The 18,866-nt window shown below is 29.8% G+C and carries 30 protein-coding genes, 1 tRNA gene and 2 pseudogenes; 9 read left to right on the forward strand and 24 right to left on the reverse strand.

Annotated elements, in window-relative coordinates:
• Positions 1-133: 133 nt before the first annotated feature.
• The 9 genes and pseudogenes from PG913_RS08255 to PG913_RS08300 all read right to left on the reverse strand — a co-directional run bounded on the left by PG913_RS08255 (position 134) and on the right by PG913_RS08300 (position 5,405).
• A complete protein-coding gene (locus PG913_RS08255; protein ID WP_271230322.1) occupies positions 134-688 on the reverse strand; it encodes a hypothetical protein in 555 nt (184 codons plus the stop codon).
• 92 nt (positions 689-780) lie between these two features.
• On the reverse strand, positions 781-1,185 hold the full coding sequence (locus PG913_RS08260; RefSeq protein ID WP_271230323.1) for a hypothetical protein: 405 nt from the start codon (positions 1,183-1,185) through the stop codon (positions 781-783).
• Positions 1,185-2,353 (reverse strand): annotated as a pseudogene (locus tag PG913_RS08270) (DUF2586 family protein). The gene PG913_RS08260 and the pseudogene PG913_RS08270 overlap by 1 nt, the downstream one beginning before the upstream one ends.
• Before the next feature lie 13 nt (positions 2,354-2,366).
• The gene (locus PG913_RS08275) at positions 2,367-2,777 is read right to left on the reverse strand and encodes a 3TM-type holin (RefSeq protein ID WP_271230325.1); all 411 of its coding nucleotides are present in this window, start codon (positions 2,775-2,777) and stop codon (positions 2,367-2,369) included.
• Positions 2,774-3,196: a TIGR02594 family protein gene (locus tag PG913_RS08280; RefSeq protein ID WP_271230326.1), complete on the reverse strand. Its 423-nt coding sequence runs from the start codon at positions 3,194-3,196 to the stop codon at positions 2,774-2,776. The genes PG913_RS08275 and PG913_RS08280 overlap by 4 nt, the downstream gene beginning before the upstream one ends.
• Positions 3,197-3,265: 69 nt before the next feature.
• Positions 3,266-3,565, reverse strand: coding sequence for a hypothetical protein (locus PG913_RS08285; protein WP_271230327.1), 300 nt, complete (start codon positions 3,563-3,565; stop codon positions 3,266-3,268).
• Positions 3,566-3,575: 10 nt separating this feature from the next.
• Positions 3,576-4,427 carry a hypothetical protein gene (locus tag PG913_RS08290; RefSeq protein WP_271230328.1) on the reverse strand — a complete coding sequence of 284 codons (852 nt, stop codon included), beginning with the start codon at positions 4,425-4,427 and terminating at the stop codon, positions 3,576-3,578.
• A 26-nt stretch (positions 4,428-4,453) separates the two neighbouring features.
• Positions 4,454-4,933 carry a hypothetical protein gene (locus PG913_RS08295; RefSeq protein WP_271230329.1) on the reverse strand — a complete coding sequence of 160 codons (480 nt, stop codon included), beginning with the start codon at positions 4,931-4,933 and terminating at the stop codon, positions 4,454-4,456.
• 1 nt (position 4,934) lies between these two features.
• Entirely contained in the window at positions 4,935-5,405 is a 471-nt protein-coding gene (locus PG913_RS08300; protein ID WP_271230330.1) for an HK97 family phage prohead protease, read from the reverse strand.
• A gap of 191 nt (positions 5,406-5,596) precedes the next feature.
• Between PG913_RS08300 and PG913_RS08305 the strand changes: the two genes are divergently transcribed.
• The 9 genes and pseudogenes from PG913_RS08305 (at position 5,597) to PG913_RS08345 (ending at position 11,848) form a co-directional block, all read left to right on the forward strand.
• A complete protein-coding gene (locus tag PG913_RS08305) occupies positions 5,597-5,884 on the forward strand; it encodes an oxidase (RefSeq protein WP_271230331.1) in 288 nt (95 codons plus the stop codon).
• Positions 5,885-5,886: 2 nt separating this feature from the next.
• On the forward strand, positions 5,887-6,354 hold the full coding sequence (locus PG913_RS08310; RefSeq protein WP_271230332.1) for a hypothetical protein: 468 nt from the start codon (positions 5,887-5,889) through the stop codon (positions 6,352-6,354).
• Complete coding sequence (locus PG913_RS08315; protein WP_271230333.1) at positions 6,347-7,903, forward strand: hypothetical protein; 1,557 nt, start codon at positions 6,347-6,349, stop codon at positions 7,901-7,903. Before PG913_RS08310 ends, PG913_RS08315 begins: the two co-directional genes overlap by 8 nt.
• The gene (locus tag PG913_RS08320) at positions 7,900-8,382 is read left to right on the forward strand and encodes a hypothetical protein (protein ID WP_271230334.1); all 483 of its coding nucleotides are present in this window, start codon (positions 7,900-7,902) and stop codon (positions 8,380-8,382) included. The genes PG913_RS08315 and PG913_RS08320 overlap by 4 nt, the downstream gene beginning before the upstream one ends.
• Before the next feature lies 1 nt (position 8,383).
• Complete coding sequence (locus PG913_RS08325; RefSeq protein WP_271230335.1) at positions 8,384-8,818, forward strand: phage protein Gp36 family protein; 435 nt, start codon at positions 8,384-8,386, stop codon at positions 8,816-8,818.
• Entirely contained in the window at positions 8,818-9,312 is a 495-nt protein-coding gene (locus PG913_RS08330; RefSeq protein ID WP_271230336.1) for a phage morphogenesis protein, read from the forward strand. The genes PG913_RS08325 and PG913_RS08330 overlap by 1 nt, the downstream gene beginning before the upstream one ends.
• A gap of 251 nt (positions 9,313-9,563) precedes the next feature.
• Positions 9,564-10,267, forward strand: a pseudogene (locus PG913_RS08335) (phage portal protein family protein).
• Positions 10,233-10,556 carry a hypothetical protein gene (locus PG913_RS08340; RefSeq protein WP_271230338.1) on the forward strand — a complete coding sequence of 108 codons (324 nt, stop codon included), beginning with the start codon at positions 10,233-10,235 and terminating at the stop codon, positions 10,554-10,556. Before PG913_RS08335 ends, PG913_RS08340 begins: the two are co-directional and overlap by 35 nt.
• Before the next feature lie 110 nt (positions 10,557-10,666).
• On the forward strand, positions 10,667-11,848 hold the full coding sequence (locus tag PG913_RS08345; protein ID WP_271230339.1) for a phage head morphogenesis protein: 1,182 nt from the start codon (positions 10,667-10,669) through the stop codon (positions 11,846-11,848).
• Between the two features lie 95 nt (positions 11,849-11,943).
• On the opposite strand, the gene PG913_RS08350 is transcribed toward PG913_RS08345, so the two are convergent.
• The 15 genes from PG913_RS08350 to PG913_RS08420 form a co-directional block, all read right to left on the reverse strand.
• Entirely contained in the window at positions 11,944-12,129 is a 186-nt protein-coding gene (locus PG913_RS08350) for a hypothetical protein (protein ID WP_271230340.1), read from the reverse strand.
• Positions 12,130-12,164: 35 nt separating this feature from the next.
• Positions 12,165-12,527: a hypothetical protein gene (locus PG913_RS08355; protein WP_271230341.1), complete on the reverse strand. Its 363-nt coding sequence runs from the start codon at positions 12,525-12,527 to the stop codon at positions 12,165-12,167.
• Positions 12,528-12,628: 101 nt separating this feature from the next.
• Entirely contained in the window at positions 12,629-13,678 is a 1,050-nt protein-coding gene (locus tag PG913_RS08360; protein ID WP_271230342.1) for a nucleoid-associated protein, read from the reverse strand.
• Between the two features lie 71 nt (positions 13,679-13,749).
• Complete coding sequence (locus PG913_RS08365; RefSeq protein ID WP_271230343.1) at positions 13,750-14,316, reverse strand: hypothetical protein; 567 nt, start codon at positions 14,314-14,316, stop codon at positions 13,750-13,752.
• Entirely contained in the window at positions 14,243-14,743 is a 501-nt protein-coding gene (locus PG913_RS08370; RefSeq protein ID WP_271230344.1) for a hypothetical protein, read from the reverse strand. Before PG913_RS08370 ends, PG913_RS08365 begins: the two co-directional genes overlap by 74 nt.
• Positions 14,744-14,778: 35 nt before the next feature.
• Entirely contained in the window at positions 14,779-14,955 is a 177-nt protein-coding gene (locus PG913_RS08375) for a hypothetical protein (RefSeq protein WP_271230345.1), read from the reverse strand.
• 2 nt (positions 14,956-14,957) lie between these two features.
• Positions 14,958-15,143: a hypothetical protein gene (locus PG913_RS08380; RefSeq protein ID WP_271230346.1), complete on the reverse strand. Its 186-nt coding sequence runs from the start codon at positions 15,141-15,143 to the stop codon at positions 14,958-14,960.
• A gap of 247 nt (positions 15,144-15,390) precedes the next feature.
• Positions 15,391-15,573 carry a hypothetical protein gene (locus PG913_RS08385; RefSeq protein ID WP_271230347.1) on the reverse strand — a complete coding sequence of 61 codons (183 nt, stop codon included), beginning with the start codon at positions 15,571-15,573 and terminating at the stop codon, positions 15,391-15,393.
• Positions 15,574-15,587: 14 nt separating this feature from the next.
• Positions 15,588-15,659, reverse strand: a tRNA-Lys gene (locus PG913_RS08390).
• 98 nt (positions 15,660-15,757) lie between these two features.
• Positions 15,758-16,393: a hypothetical protein gene (locus tag PG913_RS08395; RefSeq protein ID WP_271230348.1), complete on the reverse strand. Its 636-nt coding sequence runs from the start codon at positions 16,391-16,393 to the stop codon at positions 15,758-15,760.
• Positions 16,384-16,569, reverse strand: coding sequence for a hypothetical protein (locus PG913_RS08400; RefSeq protein ID WP_271230349.1), 186 nt, complete (start codon positions 16,567-16,569; stop codon positions 16,384-16,386). Before PG913_RS08400 ends, PG913_RS08395 begins: the two co-directional genes overlap by 10 nt.
• Positions 16,570-16,571: 2 nt before the next feature.
• Positions 16,572-16,931, reverse strand: a complete 360-nt coding sequence (locus tag PG913_RS08405) for a hypothetical protein (RefSeq protein WP_271230350.1) — start codon at positions 16,929-16,931, stop codon at positions 16,572-16,574.
• 9 nt (positions 16,932-16,940) lie between these two features.
• Positions 16,941-17,567, reverse strand: a complete 627-nt coding sequence (locus PG913_RS08410; protein ID WP_271230351.1) for an ATP-binding protein — start codon at positions 17,565-17,567, stop codon at positions 16,941-16,943.
• The gene (locus PG913_RS08415) at positions 17,568-18,023 is read right to left on the reverse strand and encodes a hypothetical protein (RefSeq protein WP_271230352.1); all 456 of its coding nucleotides are present in this window, start codon (positions 18,021-18,023) and stop codon (positions 17,568-17,570) included.
• A complete protein-coding gene (locus tag PG913_RS08420; protein ID WP_271230353.1) occupies positions 18,013-18,864 on the reverse strand; it encodes an ATP-binding protein in 852 nt (283 codons plus the stop codon). Before PG913_RS08420 ends, PG913_RS08415 begins: the two co-directional genes overlap by 11 nt.
• Between the last annotated feature and the right edge of the window lie 2 nt (positions 18,865-18,866).

An 18,866-nucleotide genomic window follows, 5' to 3' on the forward strand; every position in this document is an offset into this window, starting at 1 on the left:
CAATCTCCATCTTTTAATTTTTGAGGATTACGAACTCCCATATAGTACTCTAAATAGGCATCGTATACTCTAATATTTATATTTTCTGATATTTCGTATGCAGTTTCGTCGGTCGTATCTATGACAGCCGACTCTAAAGCTTTTTTAGCAATGCATATTTTTTATTCTGCAAACTTTCAATAGCTTTGTAAAGTGGAAAACGGATAGAGGCATTATTTTTATCAGTAAAAACCTCATCTTTAAAAACACATATTTTATCAAATAATTTTTCTTGAGTAACAAATGTTTTATTACTTGGGTTTTCAGATTCTGCACGTTTCAAATCATCACGAGTAATAAATCTAACAATACATTTATAACCATCAATAGTTATTTCTGATTGCCCATTTTTTAAAGCTGATATTTCTGCATCTTCATAATCTAAAAAATCTTTTATTTGATTTTTAGCAGGAATAAAATAAGCATCTTCATCTAAAATATCTTTATCTCCTCCTAACCATAAAGCTCTTAACATTGCTTCACTAAAAGCAATATCTCCACCATTTAACATGGCTTTAAAACCTATTTTATAATCTGTCATTTTAGGCTGACGCAAGTACCCTTTTTTATCTCCTACTGGTAATTCGTAAACCGCTTGATGCTCTACTTTCCATTGTTCAATTTGCTTTTCTGTAACTTCGTTTGCCATTTTTAATATGTTTATTGGTGTTGTAAATACTACCTGTGTAAATAATAAGATTGTTGATAAAATTATTATTTATATAATTAATTATTGATAGCTTATTGCTGCCTATCAACACTTAAATACATAACAGGTAATTCTATAATTTGATTTTTATCACCTTGGTTAAATGCTGTTGATAATTCTGTTATTTCAACTCCTTTATAATTATTAACTACCATTTGACCACCATCAATTGGTACATATGCTTCGGTTACATTAAAACGCAACTTTAAAATATCATTATTTGGAGCGTCTGAAATCATTCTTTCTACTTCCGATTGCCAAAGTTTAATTTTACCTTCATAACTTTTATTACCTCCAACAATTTCATGTGGGTTATCTCCTCTACCGTATAAAAAAGCTTTTTCTTTTTTAGTACTAGCCTCAAAGCCTGTGCATCCTTCTAATATTCTACCTCCGTATGCTATGGAATAATCACTCCAACTATATTGTTTTGCCATTAGTTTTCTAAATTAGTTGTGAAACCTATATTTACTTCTATATTGTCTGCATATCCTAATGGTAATAATTGCATATTTACCTGTACATTATCTGTTTGTAAAACATTTTGATTTGCATTGATATATGATTTAAATCCTGAAATTTTTCCTGTAGATACCATTTTACTTTGAACTGTAGTATCTATTTTACCTTGCCAACTTTTTATTACTGCTGGATGAATTTTCCCATAACCATCTATAAGTATTTCATCACTTAGTTCATCTAATAAAACATCATAGGCTATTAAAACAGCTTCATCCATTATAAACCCTGGTGCTAAACTTGAAAAATCATCATCAGAACCAACTAGTGTTTTATCACCAGAAAAGAAATAGCCCGACCTGTTAGAGAAGTTTCTAAAAAAGTAAAACGTTTATCGTCTATTGTATCCCACATATCCTGTAACGCTTGTACTTTTTCACCACTAGTAAAATATGCCTGTAACGGTATTACCGCTCCATCTTTTACTCTACTCTGACGGCGCTGACTTGGTATTGCTACCTGCTTACCTAAATTTAAGCCAATAGATGCTTCAGGTGCACCATCGTCATTAGCTATCAAAATATTTACATTTTTAAATTTAGATTGTGAATAATCAAATAATTCTTGCACATTTCCGTTAAATGAATTACCTGATAAAATAGTTCTAAAAGGAAAATACTTACCCGTAAAATGCACCGCTAACTCTTGAACTTTTACAACTGCTGTTTCTACGTCTGCATCTAATCCATTTTTAATAGTTTCAGTACCTGTTGCTTTTTTTAACAATCCTAAAACACGAATATTCTTAGCATCTTCAATTAACTTTTTAGCATAATTATTAGTTAGGTCAGCCATTGCTGTCATGGTAGTAGCGTCCGAAACTACCATTAACCAGAGTGGAGCACCTTGCCCTGCTTTATTATAAAAACTCACTAAATGTTTATAAGCAAAACTATTAGCTCCATCAGCTGTAATACCTAAATCTTCAGCTCCTTTTAAACTAAATATTTGATATGACTGACCAATCGTTATTTTATTAGCAACAGTACTACCTGTAATAACTAAACCAGGTATTTTATTAATTGCATCTGATAATCTACCTAAGCCATCAGTTGCTATATTGAATGTAATTTTTGGTAATGCCATTTTTTACAATAGTTTAATTTTTCTTTTTGAAATCTATATTTTTAGTTATTGTAGTTGATATTTTTTCAGCAGAACGACCAATAACATACCCTCCAATACCTAATCTTAAAAGTTCCCAAAAATCAGGTTCTAACGCTGTATTTGGTAAATTAAATGCAGGAGCTATAAACTTGCTATAAAGCACTACAAACCCAAAACCTAACATTAATATAGGTCTCCAACTTCTTTGTAAAAAATTACCTTTAGCCTCTGTATTTATAATTTCTGTTTGTATTTTTTGAGAATTTAAAGCCTCATCAATAAACATTTTTTGCAAAGCATTTTTTGCATTTAACCTTTCTTCATCAGACGTAATAATTCCATCTAAAGCTTCTCCTGCTTTTTTAAATAAATCTCCTGTTAACCAACTAAATATTTTATTCATAATCTTCTATAACCTAATAATCTGTTTTTAGGGTAAGCTGAAATTTTAACTTGATTGCTTTGGTTTCCTCCCAAAACGTAAATAAAATTTTCAGTTTCTCTTATAAAAAAAGCAACGTACCCTTTCCAGCTTTGTTTTGATTCTCGCCAAAAAATAACAACATCACCTTTTTCTGGAATGGTAACTTCTTCACCTACTTTTAGCCAACTACGAGCATTTAATCTTCCTGTTCTTTCAAGGTTTGCCTCTTTAGCAACCCAGTTTGCAAAAGCTGAACACCATGCAGTTTCATCCTTTAACTTTGCACCATTAAAACCAATATCATTAAAGTATTTTAATACCTCTGGATTATCTTTTTTTCCAGTAAATTCTTTAATCCCTATTTGACCTAATGCTATTTCAATAATGGTTTCATTCATAACTACAACCCCTAAAGGGTACAGCTCACTTGCAATAAGTGAAGCTGTCTTATTTAAAAATGGTTCTTATTATTTTTTTGTTTGCTGATCTGATTCTGTTATAGCTGGATTAACTGGCGCTGTATTTTGCTCCTTTACTAATTTAACATCAGTTTTACCTGCCGTTATTTCTTCTGCATCGACCACTACAATATTTTCTACCTTACCAGCTCTATTAAAAGTTTCTACTTTTTTATTTGATAAAGTGTTACTATGTATTGTTGCTAATTGGTGTTGTAAAAAAATAAAGCCATCTGATGTAGTAAATACTTTATCTACTAATTTATTAGCATTAAAATATTCTTGAATATTTTCTTGATTTTTACTCATCTGTTTATCATTAAACAATTGTTCCTAAATACTTTGGTGAGTTGGCTCTAATTTTACCAACTAAAGCTCTTTGTGCAAATGAAAGGGTATCAGCTTGTAAACCTGAGTCTCTTAAATTCTCATACATTTCTGTATCTCCAAAACATCTAAATACCTCATCACTTGCCCATACAAAAGAACAACGCTTGTCTCCTGCCTCTTTTTCTGCTCCAAATGGCTTTTTAGCTCCTGCCGCAGTAAATAATGGATTTTGTGAGTAATGCCATATTTTAAAACCTAAAAAAACATCCCCTTTATCAGCCATCATCATATCCTTGTATAATACTTTATCTTCCTTTCTTATACGTGCCTTAAGCTCTGGGCTTAAACATAGATTTAAGTTCTCTGTTTTATCTAGACTACTAAAAAAAGCTTCTAAATCAACAATTGCATCAATTACAGAATCTCCATCACCTAATTTTAATAGTTTATTAAAATCATCACTTACACCTGTTGTCCAAGCATGTGCTGCTCGTTTACCTATATTTTTACCTAAAGAAGTTCTGTGTCTACCAATAATAGAATCTTTCTTTTTATACTGTAGCTCTACATCTTGCAAATCTCTATGGCGAGTTTGAGCTGATGAGTATGTCTTTAAAACAACCTCATTTGGAATATCTGTAATCTTTTGAAATGGTAATGGTTCTTCATTTCCTTCAAAATAATTCTCAAATACCTCTGGCTCAATTCCTGCTTCTGCTAAATGTATTTTATTTGCTTCAACATATTCAGACATATCTACTGACGCTGATACAAATGATGTATCTGGAATAGGGTTTTCTATAATCCCTGGCACCCACAATTCTTTATTTAATCCTGGCATTTTTTTAGTTTTTTTTGATATTATTTTTATTCTGTATATCTAACACCCGCTCCATATTCTTTTGCTAAACGTGCATATTCTGTTGGATTATTATCTCTAATATCTTTCAACTTCGGAACATCATGTTTTTGCAAATAATCAAACGTTAGCGTTATAGCTTTCCCTTTTCCGTCACCTTTTCCTAAAATGACTTCTTTCACAACATTATGTTTAGCATCTATTCCGTTTTCAACCTCTTTATCTTTAATTAATTTAGATAACTTTACTACTTGAGCATCATGATTTGTTTCAAAAGCTTCTTTTAGTGTATCGGTAAAGTCTTTATGAATTAATCCTAAACTAACACCTTTAGCAATTAAAGTATCTGCCTCCTTTGTTTGAACATTACGTAAAGCTGTTTCAGCTGTTTCCTTTGCTAATTTTAAATCTTTTACAGATGCTAAAACTTTGCTTTCCGCTGTATTTTCATCCATATCTAGCGCTAGCGCAATTGACTTTATACTCATCTTATTTTTTTGGTTTTTGTGTAATTTTATTAAGAGTCACCTCTTTTAAATTTTTAGATAATTTTAAAGCTTCATCATTACCTCCAACATCTACAATAGATATTTCTACTAGTTTACATTTAGTTACCGTTGCTAAAGTTTGCCCTGGTAATAATAGTTCCTCTTCCACAGAACTTTCTTTTACATCAGCATGTAATGATGCCATTTTTATAAAGCCACGTGCTACTTTCCCTTCTACCTCTTTACCTAAATCAGAATCAGTATCAAACTCTATTTCAGCAATTAATTCGTTGTTTTCTTTTATTAATTTTACACAACGACCTACAACTCTTGTTGGGTCGTGATTTGCACGAACATGACCAAATAATACTACAGGATTACGTAAATACTGGTCTATATCTATTCCATTAGTAAGTATGCGATATCCATACTCATTTACGTTTTCTGTATTTACTTTAAACCTATGTGTCATTTAATTGCTTTTTTCTACGCACTATAATTTCGTTTTACTACTACTTTGAGTCACAAAATTGCAGCAAGTTCTTAACTAAAAAAAATAACAAATCAAGCCTTGTACCTTTTTCAAACAAGTAGTGTATGAAAAACTGCCAACACTTGATTATTAAATTTTAAACACCACTTACTTATACGAATTTTGTATGTATGAAAGATTTATTATTAGATGAAAATGGCGACCTACTTATTCAAAATGGTGATTTTGTTATAGGCAACAGTAGTAAGCAACATCAACTAAGTATTTTAACCTCAGCCAAAGGAGAATTTAAAGAAGTCCCTGAAATTGGTGTAGGTATTGAAGCTATGATTGCTGATGATGCTTATACTGATTTATTAATTGAGGCAAAAAAAAACTTAGAATATGATGGAATGAAAATTAATAATATTGAATTTACTAGAGAAGGCAAGTTAAATATAGATGGAAATTACAAATAATTATGGCAAGATTAACAGCACAAGAAAGCGATAGAAAAAAGAGTGAAGGAAAACAATTATATGTTGCTGGATTTGCCTTAACCAATATTTCTAGTATTATTAATATTGGTTTAAAAACATTAGGAAACTGGCGTAAAGAAAATAAATGGGATGAAGAAAAAGAGCTTAATTCAATAAAACCTTCATCTATCCGTAGGTTAACTTTAAAACAAGCCTTAGCTATTGAAAAAGGTGACCCGCTACCTTACAAAACAAACGATATTATTAATACTGTTGCTGCTTTTGACAGAATTACTGATAGTAAAAAAATAGCTGTCTATTCAATGGAAAGTATAGATAATTTTAGCAACTTTATGTTAGAACTAGCGGCAACTGCTAAACCTAAAAAAAGAGAAGAAATTATTGAACTAACCAAAAATGTACGCCCATACTTTGATCAGTTTATAACTAAATTGATACAAGATGACTAAAACAGAACTTAAATTAGTCAAGCAAAAATATGATGACCTTTCTAAATATATTTCAAAAGTATCTGCAAATAATTTAATTAAAGAAACTACTCAAGAACAAGAAAGGCGAATTAAACACCTTTTAAAACCTGAAAATTATATTGAGTTTTTTGATTTTTATTTTGGTGTTAATTCTGGGCAAGATTTTGCTGATGCTCCTAGCTCTTGGTTTCATCAAGAAAGCTATGAACAAATATTTCATAACCCCAAAATAATACAACAACGCCGTTGGTTTAGAGGTGCGGCAAAATCTATTCACACCAATGTTGGTAATACCGCTCACTTAAAAGAAAATAATGAATTAAAATTCGGAGTTTTATTAGGTAGAAATGAAGATTTAGCAAAAAAACTATTATCTAATTTACAAGTTCAATTAGATAATAATGAAAAATATATTAAAGATTTTGGCACACAAAAAAGCTATGGTAATTGGGCTGATGGTGTTTTTGAAACTACTGATGGAACCTACTTTAAAGCTATCGGTTTAAACCAATCTATACGTGGTTTAAATCATAACGGACGTAGACCTGACTTCGCTTCTATGGATGATTTAGAAGACCGAAAAGCCGCTAAAAATATTGAGTTAACAAATGAAAATGTACGTAAACTAACTGGTGATTTAGGTAAGGCAGGACAACGTGGTCGATTTCGTAGAATAATGCCTAACAACTTAATTGTTAAAAATGGAATTATTGAAGGCTTTGCTGAAAAATATAAAAAATCTAACAACTTCTTTATATCAACCATTAATTTATGTGATAACGATTTTAATCCTACTTGGCATGAACGTTATGACAGAGATGAATGTATTGAAATAGTAAATGATGATGATTACCATACAAGCCAACGAGAAGATTTTAACAATCCTATTGAAGAAGGTAAAAGAATTAAAGAAGAGTGGATAAAATTCAAAAGCACTCATGGAAATAAAATACACAGCGGTTTAATTGAATGGTGGGATTTATCTTATACTGATGATGGCGATTATAAAGCTGGTGGAATACTATCTCTTGAAAATGGTAAAGCACATGTATTAGAAATTTTTAATCGTCAATGTAATAGAGCTGAAGCAATGGCTACTCATTATAAGTGGCAACAAAAATATAATGCAAAAGGAATGGCTATTATTTCTTTTTACGATGCAACAGCCTCTCAAAAATCTGTTTACGAACCTGAATGGCTTATTGCTAGTGAAGAAAATAATACCGTAGATATACCTTTTCCTGATCATGCTTCAGGTGATAAACATGAAAATATTGATGCTGTATTGGTAAGTGCTTTTTTTAGAGGTTTAATCACTTTTGATGATAAATTAAGGGATACAACAGATATGGATAAAGCATTAGATCATATACTGGCTTTTGAAAAAAAATGTAAAACACCTGATGATATTTTAGACGTACTTATGAACTGTATTCGTAAAGGACGCTCATTATTTGGGTATTCTCAAAAAGAAGAAAATAACATAAGCCCGCACATTGGCAGACGAAAAACACGAAGAAGAATATGACACCTAGCAAAGAAATATTTATTGAAGTTCAAAAAGCATTAAAATCAATTACAAAATTAGAACTCATTGATTTAGATCGCAAACAATTTCAAAAAGGCAAAGAAAATTATCCTGGTTGTTTTACAGCAGTACTTATTAAAATGCCTAGCATACAATATCAGAATATGACAGAACAAATAAAAGAAGGAACTACAACCTTAGAAATTATTTTGTACTGTAAAGATGGTTGGATGGAGCAACATCAAAACACAGGTGATCCTAATAACGGATTATCTGAAATTGAAATTATAGATGATATTGTTAAAGTATTAGAAGCACTTTCAGGAAAAAGTTTTACAAAACTAACTCAAATTTCTGAAGAAGAAAATGAAATAAGTGATGATGAATTAATGAGTTACAGAATTAGTTTTACTTCAAAAATATATAAAACTGTAAATAAAAAACACTCATTAAAAAAACTAAGTATTAAACAACTATAAAATGGCTTTTTTAACTAAAGAGGAACTTAAAACCAAAACAACTACTGAAGTAATTAACTTAATTACCAATAGTGATGATAATACTGTTAATGAAATTATAGATGAAAATATTGCCATAATAAAAAGCTACTTATTTAAACAATATGATGTAGATGCTATTTTTAATGCATTAGGTGCTGAGCAATCTAAGGTAATTAAAAAGCATTTAAAAAGTCTTGTACTACCTGATATTTATGATATACGAGGCAAAGAAATTACTGCTACTGCAGAAAAACGATACAATGAGGCAATGCGTTGGCTTGAGTTAATAAGTAAAGGAACTATTGAAGCTGATTTACCTTCAAAAAGAATTGATAGTAATGAAGATGGAATAATTGATAGTAATCAACCTTTTATGAGATTAGGCAGCAATAAATCTTATAAAAACCATTATTAATGGCTGACCTAAAAGACTTACAAAAACTCCTTTTAAAAACAGCCGTTGAAATGCCTGATATTGCTATTAAAGTTGTTAAAGTTGAAGGGTTAAAATTTATAAAACACAACTTTAAAAACGAGGGATTTAATACTGGATCTGGTATAAAAAAATGGGAAAAAAGAAAAACACTTGATAAAAGTGGAAGAAATATTACTCGATATAGAACAAATAGAATAGGTAAACCAGGCAGACCGAATAAATATGGTAGAAGTATTACAGGAAGAGCCATTCTTGTTGGTCATAAAACAGCTGGAGATAAATTAACTAATTCTTTTATAGCAGTTAAAAAAAGTAAACATACTGTAGCTTTTAGAACTTATAAAAAATATGGGCAACAACATAATGAAGGATTAAACGGTATGCCTAAACGTCAATTTATAGGACCTTCTAAATATTTGGATAAAGAAATATTAAAAAAACTAAAACGGGAACACGATAAACGTCTAAAATAATGAGTCAGAATGCAAAAATAAAATCGATACAAAATATTACCAAATTTTCAGGTAACGCTATTAAAAAAGTAAGCTTGAACAGTAAAGACACTAACAATGTTAAAAAAGTTACTGATTTAATGGTAGATATTGTTAAGAGACAACGCTTGTTATGGCGCAAAGAAATTACCGATTGGCAAACAGCTCGTTATGCTCGTTACTCTGTAGATTATCCTAAAAACTACTTAATGCAAGAACTTTATGAGGATATTATGCTTGATGGACACTTAACAGGTATTACTGAAAATCGTACTTTAAGAACAACTAATAAAGGCTACGTTTTTACAATTAATGGTATTAAAGATGATGCTTTATCTTTACTTATTAGTGGTAAACAATGGTTTGAAGACACCCTACAATATGCACATGAATCTACTTACTATGGAGGCTCATTACTTTGGGTTAGTGATTTTACTAAAGGAAATATTAATAAGGTAGAACTTATACCTAAAGGACAAATAATACCCGAAAAAAGAGCGCTTCTATACGATATTACTTCAGATAGAGGAATTGATTTTACCGATATTAAAGACGTGCTATGGTATAGTCAATTTTATAACCCTGTTGGATTATTAGAAAAAGCTGCAGTTTATACTATTTTAAAAAGACACTCTTGGGGTTCGTGGGATGAATTTGAAGAATTATTTGGCGTTCCAATTAGAATTGCTAAAATTGCTTCAAGTAGTACGACTGTAAAAAATGAAGTAGCTGGTTGGCTAGAAGAAATGGGGTCTGCTCCTTATGGTGTATTTCCATTAGGTACTGATGTTGAAATTATAGAAAATACTAAAAGTGATTCGTTTCAAGTTTTTTTAAAAAAATTGAGGCATTAGATAAAGAGTTATCTAAATTAATATTACACCAAACTATGACTACAGAAAATGGGAGCTCAAAAGCCCAAGGTTCTGTTCAGTGAAAATACTTTAGGTGAAGTTGTGCATTCTGATGAAAAAAAAATGATTTCATTTTTAAACGATGTTGTAGTACCTGCTATGCGAATGCTTGGCTATAATATTCCAGATAATGCACGTATTAATGTAGAAAAAACCACTAACCCAAGTCAGCAAATACTTATAGATAAAGAATTTATAAGTGGTGGTTATATTTTAAATAAGAAGTATATCCAGGAAACATATGGTACTGAAATAGCTGAAATGCCTACCCATAAAGAAACTAAAAAACCTACGAATCAGGGAAAGGAATAAGCCTACTTAAATTAGCGTACCGTTCTCATTGCTGTACTCCAGAAAAAGAAACTATTACGCTTTCTAAGAATATAAATTTAAGTAGGCTAGTAAACAAGTATTTAAGAACCTTGTTTGATGAACGAGTAGTACCTATTGAGTTACAACATAAACTCATTAATTATTACTATAATAATTTAGGTAAAGCTATTAATATTGGGTACAGTAATAACTTAGAACACTTTGATACTGTTTTATCAGAAAATCTACATACTAATATTTTAGAATTTTCTGCCTTTAAAGAAGCTTCCTTTAGAAATTCATTAACTGAATTAATTACGAATAATAAAAATTTACCAACTTGGTCAGAGTTTAAAAAAAAAGCGCTTGAAACCTCTAAATTATATAATGTTAATTGGTTAAATTCAGAATATCATCAAACAGTTGCAACCGCTAATATGGCTGGAAAATGGCAGTCTTTTCAAACAACAAAAGAATTATACCCTAATTTAAAATACATAACTGTTGGTGATAAAAAAGTTAGAGATAAACATAAAAAGTGGAATGGATTTATAGCTCCTATAAGCCACCCTATTTGGAAAAAACTTTTACCTCCAAATGACTGGGGATGCAGATGTGATATTATCCCTACAGATGAAAATCCTACAGATGGTTATACTAATTTCATTCCAAAAGTTAAAGAAGAATTTGCAAACAACCCTGCTATTTCTGGTAAAATATTTACTAAAAATTCATACGAAACAAGTTTAAGTAAAGACTTAAAAAAAGAAGCTAAAACAAATATTTCTGAATATATTAGAAATAGTAATAATATTATAAAAAGCAAACATAAAAAATTAAATATTGAACTAGGATCTGATAATAATGATTTAAAAAGAAACTATGAGGTTGCAGCTGCTTTAGTAAATGATTTAGATATTAATATTTTAATAAAAAAACATGACAATACAATAGGCGTTAAAAACCCTGAATACTTAATTAATAATAAGTATTTAGGCGACAGAAAATCTATTAAAGGTTATGATGGTATTATATGGCAAATAGACTCAAGCAAAAAGCAAATGATGCACACATCTGTAAACCCTAATAAATTACCTTACTATATTATATGGGATTTAGATTTAATTGAAAACTTAGAAATTGAAAAAGTAATACAAAACCTAAAGAAAAAAATAACTAGAGAGAGAGGTAGAAATATAAAAGGAATGCTTTTTTACTATAAAAATAAAGTTTTTGAACTAAGTAGAGAAGAAATTGTTGCTAGAGATTTCACCAAAATAAAAAACTTTTAAAAATTCAAAAGCCTGCTATAAATAGTAGGCTTTTGTTCTTGAGCGAACTTGGTGTTTAAACCGCATTTGCATTTTAAATATTATTTAAACGGTATTTAATAAGCATAAATACCTTCTCCTTTTATAATTGCTTCTACAGTACGTTTTGATAAAAAAACTTCTTCAGCAACATCCTTTAAAATGGCATCTACACGCCATTTAGGATTATTCTTAGATTTCTTATCAAAAAGACTTCTAATTTTATTATTTCTATTTGTAAAACGCTCTTCTTTAGATGACATACTACAAAAGTAAGATACTTTTTCATAAAAACAAATTATTTTTTGCCTTGTTCCAGTAACCAAACTGCATCATCATAAATTTTATCATCATTTGGCATTTTATAAAAACCATAAGTAGGAATATTACTAATAACTAAATCAGTAAAATAAGGAAAGGTTATATCTTTCTTCTTAAACGCTGATAAATCTAAAGTATCTCGATACACAAAAAAATAACTTGTATTATTAGGGTTTGACCATCTTTTTACTTTTTGTAAAACATCTTCTTTAGTTGCTCCTTTTTTTATCTGTAAAACCCAATACCAATTATTTTGGTACTTCAAAGATACAACCTCATCTACCTTAGAGCTACAACCAACAAGTGTTACAAGTATAAATAACAATAATATTTTTTTCATAATACAAATTTTTACTGTAAATATAAAAAAAGCCACTCATGTGAGTAGCTTTTTTTATATTTTTATCTTATTATGTAACAATAATTTATACCTAATATCAATTATTGTTCAGCATTAAAAAACACTTTATAATACTTCATCTTTTTAGTTTCATCATATCCTAGCTCTAAATATTCAGAAGCAGCATCTGGAGCATCAATATCAATTTTTATCTGAATATTAGTATCTAGTTTAATTTCAGATTTAAACTTGCTTTTCTCCTTTTTTAGTACGGCTTCTGATACTTCAAAATTGTTACGAATTAAAACATCGTTTAGCTTTTCAAAATGTTTTTTGTAGTCTTCAAACATTTCTTGGTGTTTTTCATCTTCAAAAACTTCTTCTTTAAAATTATGATAATCTACATTTTCTTGCTCTTTAAAATAATCAACTATGTTGGCTAAAAACTTACTTTGTTCTTGTTTACCAAATTCAGGTTTTATAATTTCTTCAGAAAAATCTTTACACATTTCTAAATAATTTTGGGTGTGTAAATTACCATCATTTGCAAACTGCACGTTTAAGAAGTTTTTAATCCAGTACTGTGCATCGTAATTATTATTATCTACGGATAACACCACCGTTCCTTCAGTATCGGTTGTATTTAAAATTAAACAACCTTTGTCTAGTTTTTTTGTTGATATTCCTTTTTGAACAACCACATCAAAACTTTCTTCTTCTTTATAGGTTTGAAAAAAATCAACTTTACTTTCTATTTTAAAAACACCAACCGCATTGGTTAAAATATTTTTATATTCGATATTTTCAAAATATACAACCAATACATCGCCTGTTTTTATTTGAGCTGAATTTGATTGTTCAAATAAATGATTTACAATATTTATTGAGTTTTCAATAAATACATCTTCATCATCAAAAATAGCATCGGTGTATTTATTAACTTCATTTAAACGAACATCGGCTTGATGACTAAATCGGTAACTTTGTGTAAGCGTTTGAAAAGACTTTAATAAAAAAGGCATTAATAATTCATAGCTTTCTTCATCAAAACGAACTAATTCTTCAGAAAATGAATTTTGACCACTGTTAAATTTATTTGCTACTTTATGAATGATACATTTACTAATTTCGGTACGGGTTCTTTTTATCATTTTATTTTTTTTAAAAATTATTACACTTTACTTAATCAAAATTTAAAAGCGGTTTAAATCACTTTTAAATACTATTTAAACTTGTTTGAAACACTATTTCGTTTACTTGCTAATCTATTAGCATTAGGGGCTGATTTAAAGTGTTTTTGTAGTCTAGCTTCTAACTGATAATTAACACTTTGTTTGGCTATATCTGATGATTGTTTACTTAACTGTATGGCTAATTTTTCACGATTATCAGAATACTTTTTAATTTCACGTAGTATCCGTGCAGGTGTTATTTTAAAAACATCACTTTCTTTTAAATTTTTACAGATTACTACCAAATCCTCTAAACGTAAACTTCTGTATTCGTATTTCGATAGTAATTCTACGGCGATTACTTCGGCTTTACCATCGGGCAAAATATTATCAAAATACATAGACACCGCTTTAAATAAGTTTTTGATACCTATAATTGCTTTGTCTTCATTTATTTTTGATAAAGCCCCTAAACTTGGCGTGCCTGCCGTTAATGCCTGATGCATTGTTAAATTATTATAATGTTTAACAACCAACCTATTATTAAATGCTGACGCTTCCACCAGCTTCTGAAGTGCTGGCACCGTTTGTTTTGATGATTTCTCTGATAATGACATTTAATCTGGAGTTTATATATTTTAAATCGGTATTATCTTGATGAAACTCTTTTAAAATTTCCCAATTTGTTAAAATGAGTTGCCAATTTTGTAAGGCAGAAGCTTCATTTGTTCCGTTTATCTTTTTTAAATAGGTGATAATTTGTTTTAAAGCTTTTCCATCTGCTCCTGTAAACTTTGGAGGTATTCCTGTTGTTTTTTCATAAAAACGATACCATTCATCTAGGAATAAAGTATATAATGATTTTTCTTTTACCTCTAAACTGTAAGAAACTTTGCCTTTATATTCTGTTTCTTTATTTGGAATTTCCTTTTCATAAGCAGGTAAAATTGCTCCTAAATGAAGTATTACAAACTCATCAAATTTCCCTGATAAATAGGCAATTCTTAAAAACCGCCCATTTCGATAGGTTACCTTCAATGTCATTTTTGATTTAACCACATTGATTAGATAGTTTTTTGTCATACTTTTTTTATTAAAGAATACTCTAAACTATTAATATGATTATTTACCGCCTTTTGTAACCGTACATCTTCAATTGGTGGTTGAGCTATCCATTGTCCGTTTCCATCTTTATAAATTCGATGGTCTTCAACAGAAAATTCAGTAGCTAGTAAAGATTTAAATATATAGCTCATAATTATTTGTATGTAAGTTTTATAATATTTTTAAATACATGTAGTATTTTTTCCCATTCTTCTTTTTCCCATTGTTTTAAAGGCTTATTTACTGGACTTTTTGGCGATTTTAAAAAATTACTCAAACGTTCAATATCTGGAACCTCTCCGTGGCGTTCATTTAGTACTGTCCATTGTGCTTGGTACAAATAACTCCATAGTAATTTACGTTCACTTGTAAATTTACTCTTATCAAAAAAAGCCCAATTTGCAATGCTTTTTTTACCTGTGTTTAAATAATAAATTAAATCATCTGCTTCAATAACGGTTAACTCTTTTATAGAGTCAACTTGTCTTTTTAAATGAGTAGATATAAAATCTAACCGATCATCTCTATCTAATTTTTTTTACTAAGAATTGTTTGTAATTTTTTTATTTGTAATTTTTGAATTTCCATTATCTTAATACTTCGGTTCTACCATCAACTTTTATCCACTTTTTACCTAATGCTAATTGTGCCATTTCTTGTGCTTTAGCTTTTTCCAAAACCTTTTGCGCCTTATCTCTTTGCCCAATTGGATTTGATTCTAAATAAGTTTTATTATCTTTTTCTAACGTTTCTTTAGTTTCTTTTTTCATCTTATTATATTTTGTTCCCTTGGCAAGACTCGAACTTGCAACCTTTAAATAAACTTTAACGCTCTAACCAATTGAGCTACAAGAGATATGTTTTTAATTAAAAAAATTAGGTGGAGGCTTTACGTCTGAAACAAAAACACCTAAAAAAATACCAATTCCTAAACCTATTATAAAAGACATCATATTAAAGAGATGAAAATTGAATTACTACATCTTTCCAGCCTCCTGTTTTTAACTGTTTAAAAGCTCTACAGTATAAAGCTGTTCCGTTTACAGTTAAACAATTTTGAAGTCTGTCTAATTCCTCTATTAAATCATCATAACCTAATTCGGTTGCTTTCTTTTTCGCTCTGGTCAATAATTTAGGGTCGTAATCACCTGCATTATTTTTCATCAAAAAACTTTCAAAAAAAGAATACATTCCTTTATTACGTGTTTCAAAGCGTTTTTTCATAATATCCTGAATTGCATCTATATGAACTGCTGCTTCATCAGTAAACTCAAATTTATCTCTACGTTCTGCCGTAATTTTATAAATTCCATGTTTTATAGATATTTGCTTTTGTTCTTTAGCTTCTTTTCCTTGTACTTCATACATTTCATTCCAAATTTTATTAGCCTCTGTAATAGTGTATTCTTTTAGCTGTGTCAACTCATTATGGTAACTCTCAAAGCGTTTTACGGTTGATTCTAAAAAATCTTTTTTGCGTTTTTCACGCGCTATTTCTTTTGCTTTTTGCTCCTTTAAAGCCTCTTTATCTCGGCGTTCTAATTCTGCTTTTAAATCTGCTTGAGATAAGGTTGATAAGTCTACTGCCATTTTTTTATTTCTATTGTTGTTAAATTATATTCATCCATTTGTGATAGCTTAGCTACGTAGTAGGACCTTTTTTGTGTTTTAGCACGGTACAAATGATGTTGTTTCTGATGATTTGCTATCCATTCTTTTAACTCGGTTACTTCATCTTCTAACCATTTTACTGTTACTGATGCCATATTTAGTTATAGTTAAAATTTTGTTTTTGTATTACATTTGGCTCTTTTATTTTAAACTGTTGCATTAGAACTGATGGGTATATGTCAAATACTTTTGAAATAATTTTACTAAATAATAAGTAACGTTCTTTACTTGTAATACCTTTTTTATTCAGATAAGGTTTTACATCAATACGGTACTGAATAATTAGCTTTCTAATTTCTATACGAAACCAATTATTAATTTGTTTATTAACTATTAATTTTTGTGTTGTTAAAAAACAGCCGTTACTATACAGTTCTGCCCAATTAAACAGCACTTGAAAAATCAAATTATCAAACTGCTCTGGCGTATAGCCTATAATTTTGTGTATTGGTTTCATAAGTAATTTTTATTTTATTTTTCCGTGATAAACTGCTGCCCTTTCTGCATTTACTATATATGGTACTCCCCCACCGTTTAACCTCTTTTTTGGAACACCTCTAAAGCCTTCAACTGGCACTTGAATATCTACATCATACCAAACGTCTTTTGCTAATGCTCCTTTTGCCTCATTACCATCTTGATGACTTATAAAAATGATACCCTTTTTAGGATAAAACTCATTTTTAAAATCAAAATACTCTTGCTTAGTTGCTCTTAAATATTGTAACGAATCTATAATGACAAAATCAGGTGAACGTTGTTTCCGTAATCTATCGGTTAACTCTGGTAATTGTTCTTTATCTAAAATGGTAAACTTATTAGCAACCTGTTCCATATTATTACGTTCCATAGCCATTTGTAACGTATGGCTAAATCCCTGCTCTATACTATTGTAAGCTACTTTTCCAAAATTTGTTAAGTATTTACTTAACTGTATAGCTAATTCGGTTTTTCCACTTCCTGAAGGTCCCATAATTATCATACTAAACTGACGACATGGTTGCCCGAAGCTAGTTTGCCATTTTCCTTCAAAATCAAGCAAATCAAACTTTTTACTTAATAACTGTTTTACGTTGTATGCCTTTTTTGCCATTTATCTATTATTCATATTTTTTTTAATTCGAGATATAGACATATCTGAAGTATTATAATCTGATGCTATTCTTTTTAATGTTTCTCCTTTTTTAAGACGTTTTTCAATAACTGGTACATCTTCTTTTTTAATTTTACTACGAGTACCTCTTGCTTTTTTCTTTGCCTCTGGATTTGTACCACATGGAGCCCAAAACAAATTTGTATAATGAAAACCATTTGCTTTTATCTTTCGAGTAGCATACCAACGTGGATTGTCTGCCATACCACGCCATGCCTCACAAATCAATTTTGCTACACTATATGTTTTTCTATTAAAATATACATATAGCATATCCGATTTTCGTATCTTTCTGTTTAACGTGTTTACCTCTAACAATTCACCACAGTATAATACTTGGGTTCCGTCTTCATTAACTTTTAATCCTTCTATTTCTGGATGATATTTATATGCCATTCTCTAACTTGTAAATTCGTATCAATTCGGCAGCAATTCTTAAATCGCCATTTGATTTCTTTTGAATAATTTTAATTATTGATTTTTCCTGTACTCCTTGCCCTTCACACATTAAGCCTACATCAGCAGCACTAGTTTGTTCAAATTCTATAAAAGTTCCAAAACGTGATAAAAGCTCTTCATAACCTTTACGCCTATTTCTAAAACCATCTTCTAATCTTTTTTTGAAATAATAAGTTGATAGTAATACAATACTGCACTTCCATTTAAGCTCATTATAAAAGGTTATCAAAAAGTACATTAGTCGGTCTCCTAACTTATCTACCTCATCAAATATTAACTCAGGAGGAGTATCATAGTTTTGTATTCCGTTAATAATCTCTTCCATCATTTGCGGAATTCTATTATGAGGATTACGAATACCCATTTTTAAAAGTATTTCTTGCAAAAAACGTTTTTCATCCCAATAAGAGGCACATTCAATTCTGATTACATCGGCATTTTCTGAGGCATATTTTTTAGTAATTTCAGATTTTCCTGACCCAGCTATTGCTAATATGGTTACTACAGATTGTTGCTTTTTAACCTTATCTAAGGTTTCTAATAAAAAAGCAGCGTTCGAAGTATTTACAAACTGCCAGTTTTGAGAGTTATATCCTATCTGGTTTCCTATTTTACGGAACATATCATCTGTATAAGGCTCCCAATTACCATTCATTAAATGCGAAATAACTGCTGGTGAAACACCTTTTAAAGAATGTGCTGCCTTATTTTGTGAGCCTTTGTTCTTGATGTAAATAGCTAATAAATCAACTATTTTTTGTTTTTCTTTTTGTTGCATTT

Source organism: Tenacibaculum pacificus, assembly GCF_027941775.1.
GTDB classification, from domain to species: domain Bacteria; phylum Bacteroidota; class Bacteroidia; order Flavobacteriales; family Flavobacteriaceae; genus Polaribacter; species Polaribacter pacificus_A.

What these genes read in the sequence shown, in the direction of transcription:
- PG913_RS08255 (WP_271230322.1), bottom strand. Translation starts at nt 688, where the DNA reads ATGGCAAACGAAGTTACAGAAAAGCAAATTGAACAATGGAAAGTAGAG.
- PG913_RS08260 (WP_271230323.1), bottom strand. Translation starts at nt 1,185, where the DNA reads ATGGCAAAACAATATAGTTGGAGTGATTATTCCATAGCATACGGAGGT.
- PG913_RS08275 (WP_271230325.1), bottom strand. Translation starts at nt 2,777, where the DNA reads ATGAATAAAATATTTAGTTGGTTAACAGGAGATTTATTTAAAAAAGCA.
- PG913_RS08280 (WP_271230326.1), bottom strand. Translation starts at nt 3,196, where the DNA reads ATGAATGAAACCATTATTGAAATAGCATTAGGTCAAATAGGGATTAAA.
- PG913_RS08285 (WP_271230327.1), bottom strand. Translation starts at nt 3,565, where the DNA reads ATGAGTAAAAATCAAGAAAATATTCAAGAATATTTTAATGCTAATAAA.
- PG913_RS08290 (WP_271230328.1), bottom strand. Translation starts at nt 4,427, where the DNA reads ATGCCAGGATTAAATAAAGAATTGTGGGTGCCAGGGATTATAGAAAAC.
- PG913_RS08295 (WP_271230329.1), bottom strand. Translation starts at nt 4,933, where the DNA reads ATGAGTATAAAGTCAATTGCGCTAGCGCTAGATATGGATGAAAATACA.
- PG913_RS08300 (WP_271230330.1), bottom strand. Translation starts at nt 5,405, where the DNA reads ATGACACATAGGTTTAAAGTAAATACAGAAAACGTAAATGAGTATGGA.
- PG913_RS08305 (WP_271230331.1), top strand. Translation starts at nt 5,597, where the DNA reads ATGAAAGATTTATTATTAGATGAAAATGGCGACCTACTTATTCAAAAT.
- PG913_RS08310 (WP_271230332.1), top strand. Translation starts at nt 5,887, where the DNA reads ATGGCAAGATTAACAGCACAAGAAAGCGATAGAAAAAAGAGTGAAGGA.
- PG913_RS08315 (WP_271230333.1), top strand. Translation starts at nt 6,347, where the DNA reads ATGACTAAAACAGAACTTAAATTAGTCAAGCAAAAATATGATGACCTT.
- PG913_RS08320 (WP_271230334.1), top strand. Translation starts at nt 7,900, where the DNA reads ATGACACCTAGCAAAGAAATATTTATTGAAGTTCAAAAAGCATTAAAA.
- PG913_RS08325 (WP_271230335.1), top strand. Translation starts at nt 8,384, where the DNA reads ATGGCTTTTTTAACTAAAGAGGAACTTAAAACCAAAACAACTACTGAA.
- PG913_RS08330 (WP_271230336.1), top strand. Translation starts at nt 8,818, where the DNA reads ATGGCTGACCTAAAAGACTTACAAAAACTCCTTTTAAAAACAGCCGTT.
- PG913_RS08340 (WP_271230338.1), top strand. Translation starts at nt 10,233, where the DNA reads ATGGGAGCTCAAAAGCCCAAGGTTCTGTTCAGTGAAAATACTTTAGGT.
- PG913_RS08350 (WP_271230340.1), bottom strand. Translation starts at nt 12,129, where the DNA reads ATGTCATCTAAAGAAGAGCGTTTTACAAATAGAAATAATAAAATTAGA.
- PG913_RS08355 (WP_271230341.1), bottom strand. Translation starts at nt 12,527, where the DNA reads ATGAAAAAAATATTATTGTTATTTATACTTGTAACACTTGTTGGTTGT.
- PG913_RS08360 (WP_271230342.1), bottom strand. Translation starts at nt 13,678, where the DNA reads ATGATAAAAAGAACCCGTACCGAAATTAGTAAATGTATCATTCATAAA.
- PG913_RS08365 (WP_271230343.1), bottom strand. Translation starts at nt 14,316, where the DNA reads ATGTCATTATCAGAGAAATCATCAAAACAAACGGTGCCAGCACTTCAG.
- PG913_RS08370 (WP_271230344.1), bottom strand. Translation starts at nt 14,743, where the DNA reads ATGACATTGAAGGTAACCTATCGAAATGGGCGGTTTTTAAGAATTGCC.
- PG913_RS08375 (WP_271230345.1), bottom strand. Translation starts at nt 14,955, where the DNA reads ATGAGCTATATATTTAAATCTTTACTAGCTACTGAATTTTCTGTTGAA.
- PG913_RS08385 (WP_271230347.1), bottom strand. Translation starts at nt 15,573, where the DNA reads ATGAAAAAAGAAACTAAAGAAACGTTAGAAAAAGATAATAAAACTTAT.
- PG913_RS08395 (WP_271230348.1), bottom strand. Translation starts at nt 16,393, where the DNA reads ATGGCAGTAGACTTATCAACCTTATCTCAAGCAGATTTAAAAGCAGAA.
- PG913_RS08400 (WP_271230349.1), bottom strand. Translation starts at nt 16,569, where the DNA reads ATGGCATCAGTAACAGTAAAATGGTTAGAAGATGAAGTAACCGAGTTA.
- PG913_RS08405 (WP_271230350.1), bottom strand. Translation starts at nt 16,931, where the DNA reads ATGAAACCAATACACAAAATTATAGGCTATACGCCAGAGCAGTTTGAT.
- PG913_RS08410 (WP_271230351.1), bottom strand. Translation starts at nt 17,567, where the DNA reads ATGGCAAAAAAGGCATACAACGTAAAACAGTTATTAAGTAAAAAGTTT.
- PG913_RS08415 (WP_271230352.1), bottom strand. Translation starts at nt 18,023, where the DNA reads ATGGCATATAAATATCATCCAGAAATAGAAGGATTAAAAGTTAATGAA.
- PG913_RS08420 (WP_271230353.1), bottom strand. Translation starts at nt 18,864, where the DNA reads ATGCAACAAAAAGAAAAACAAAAAATAGTTGATTTATTAGCTATTTAC.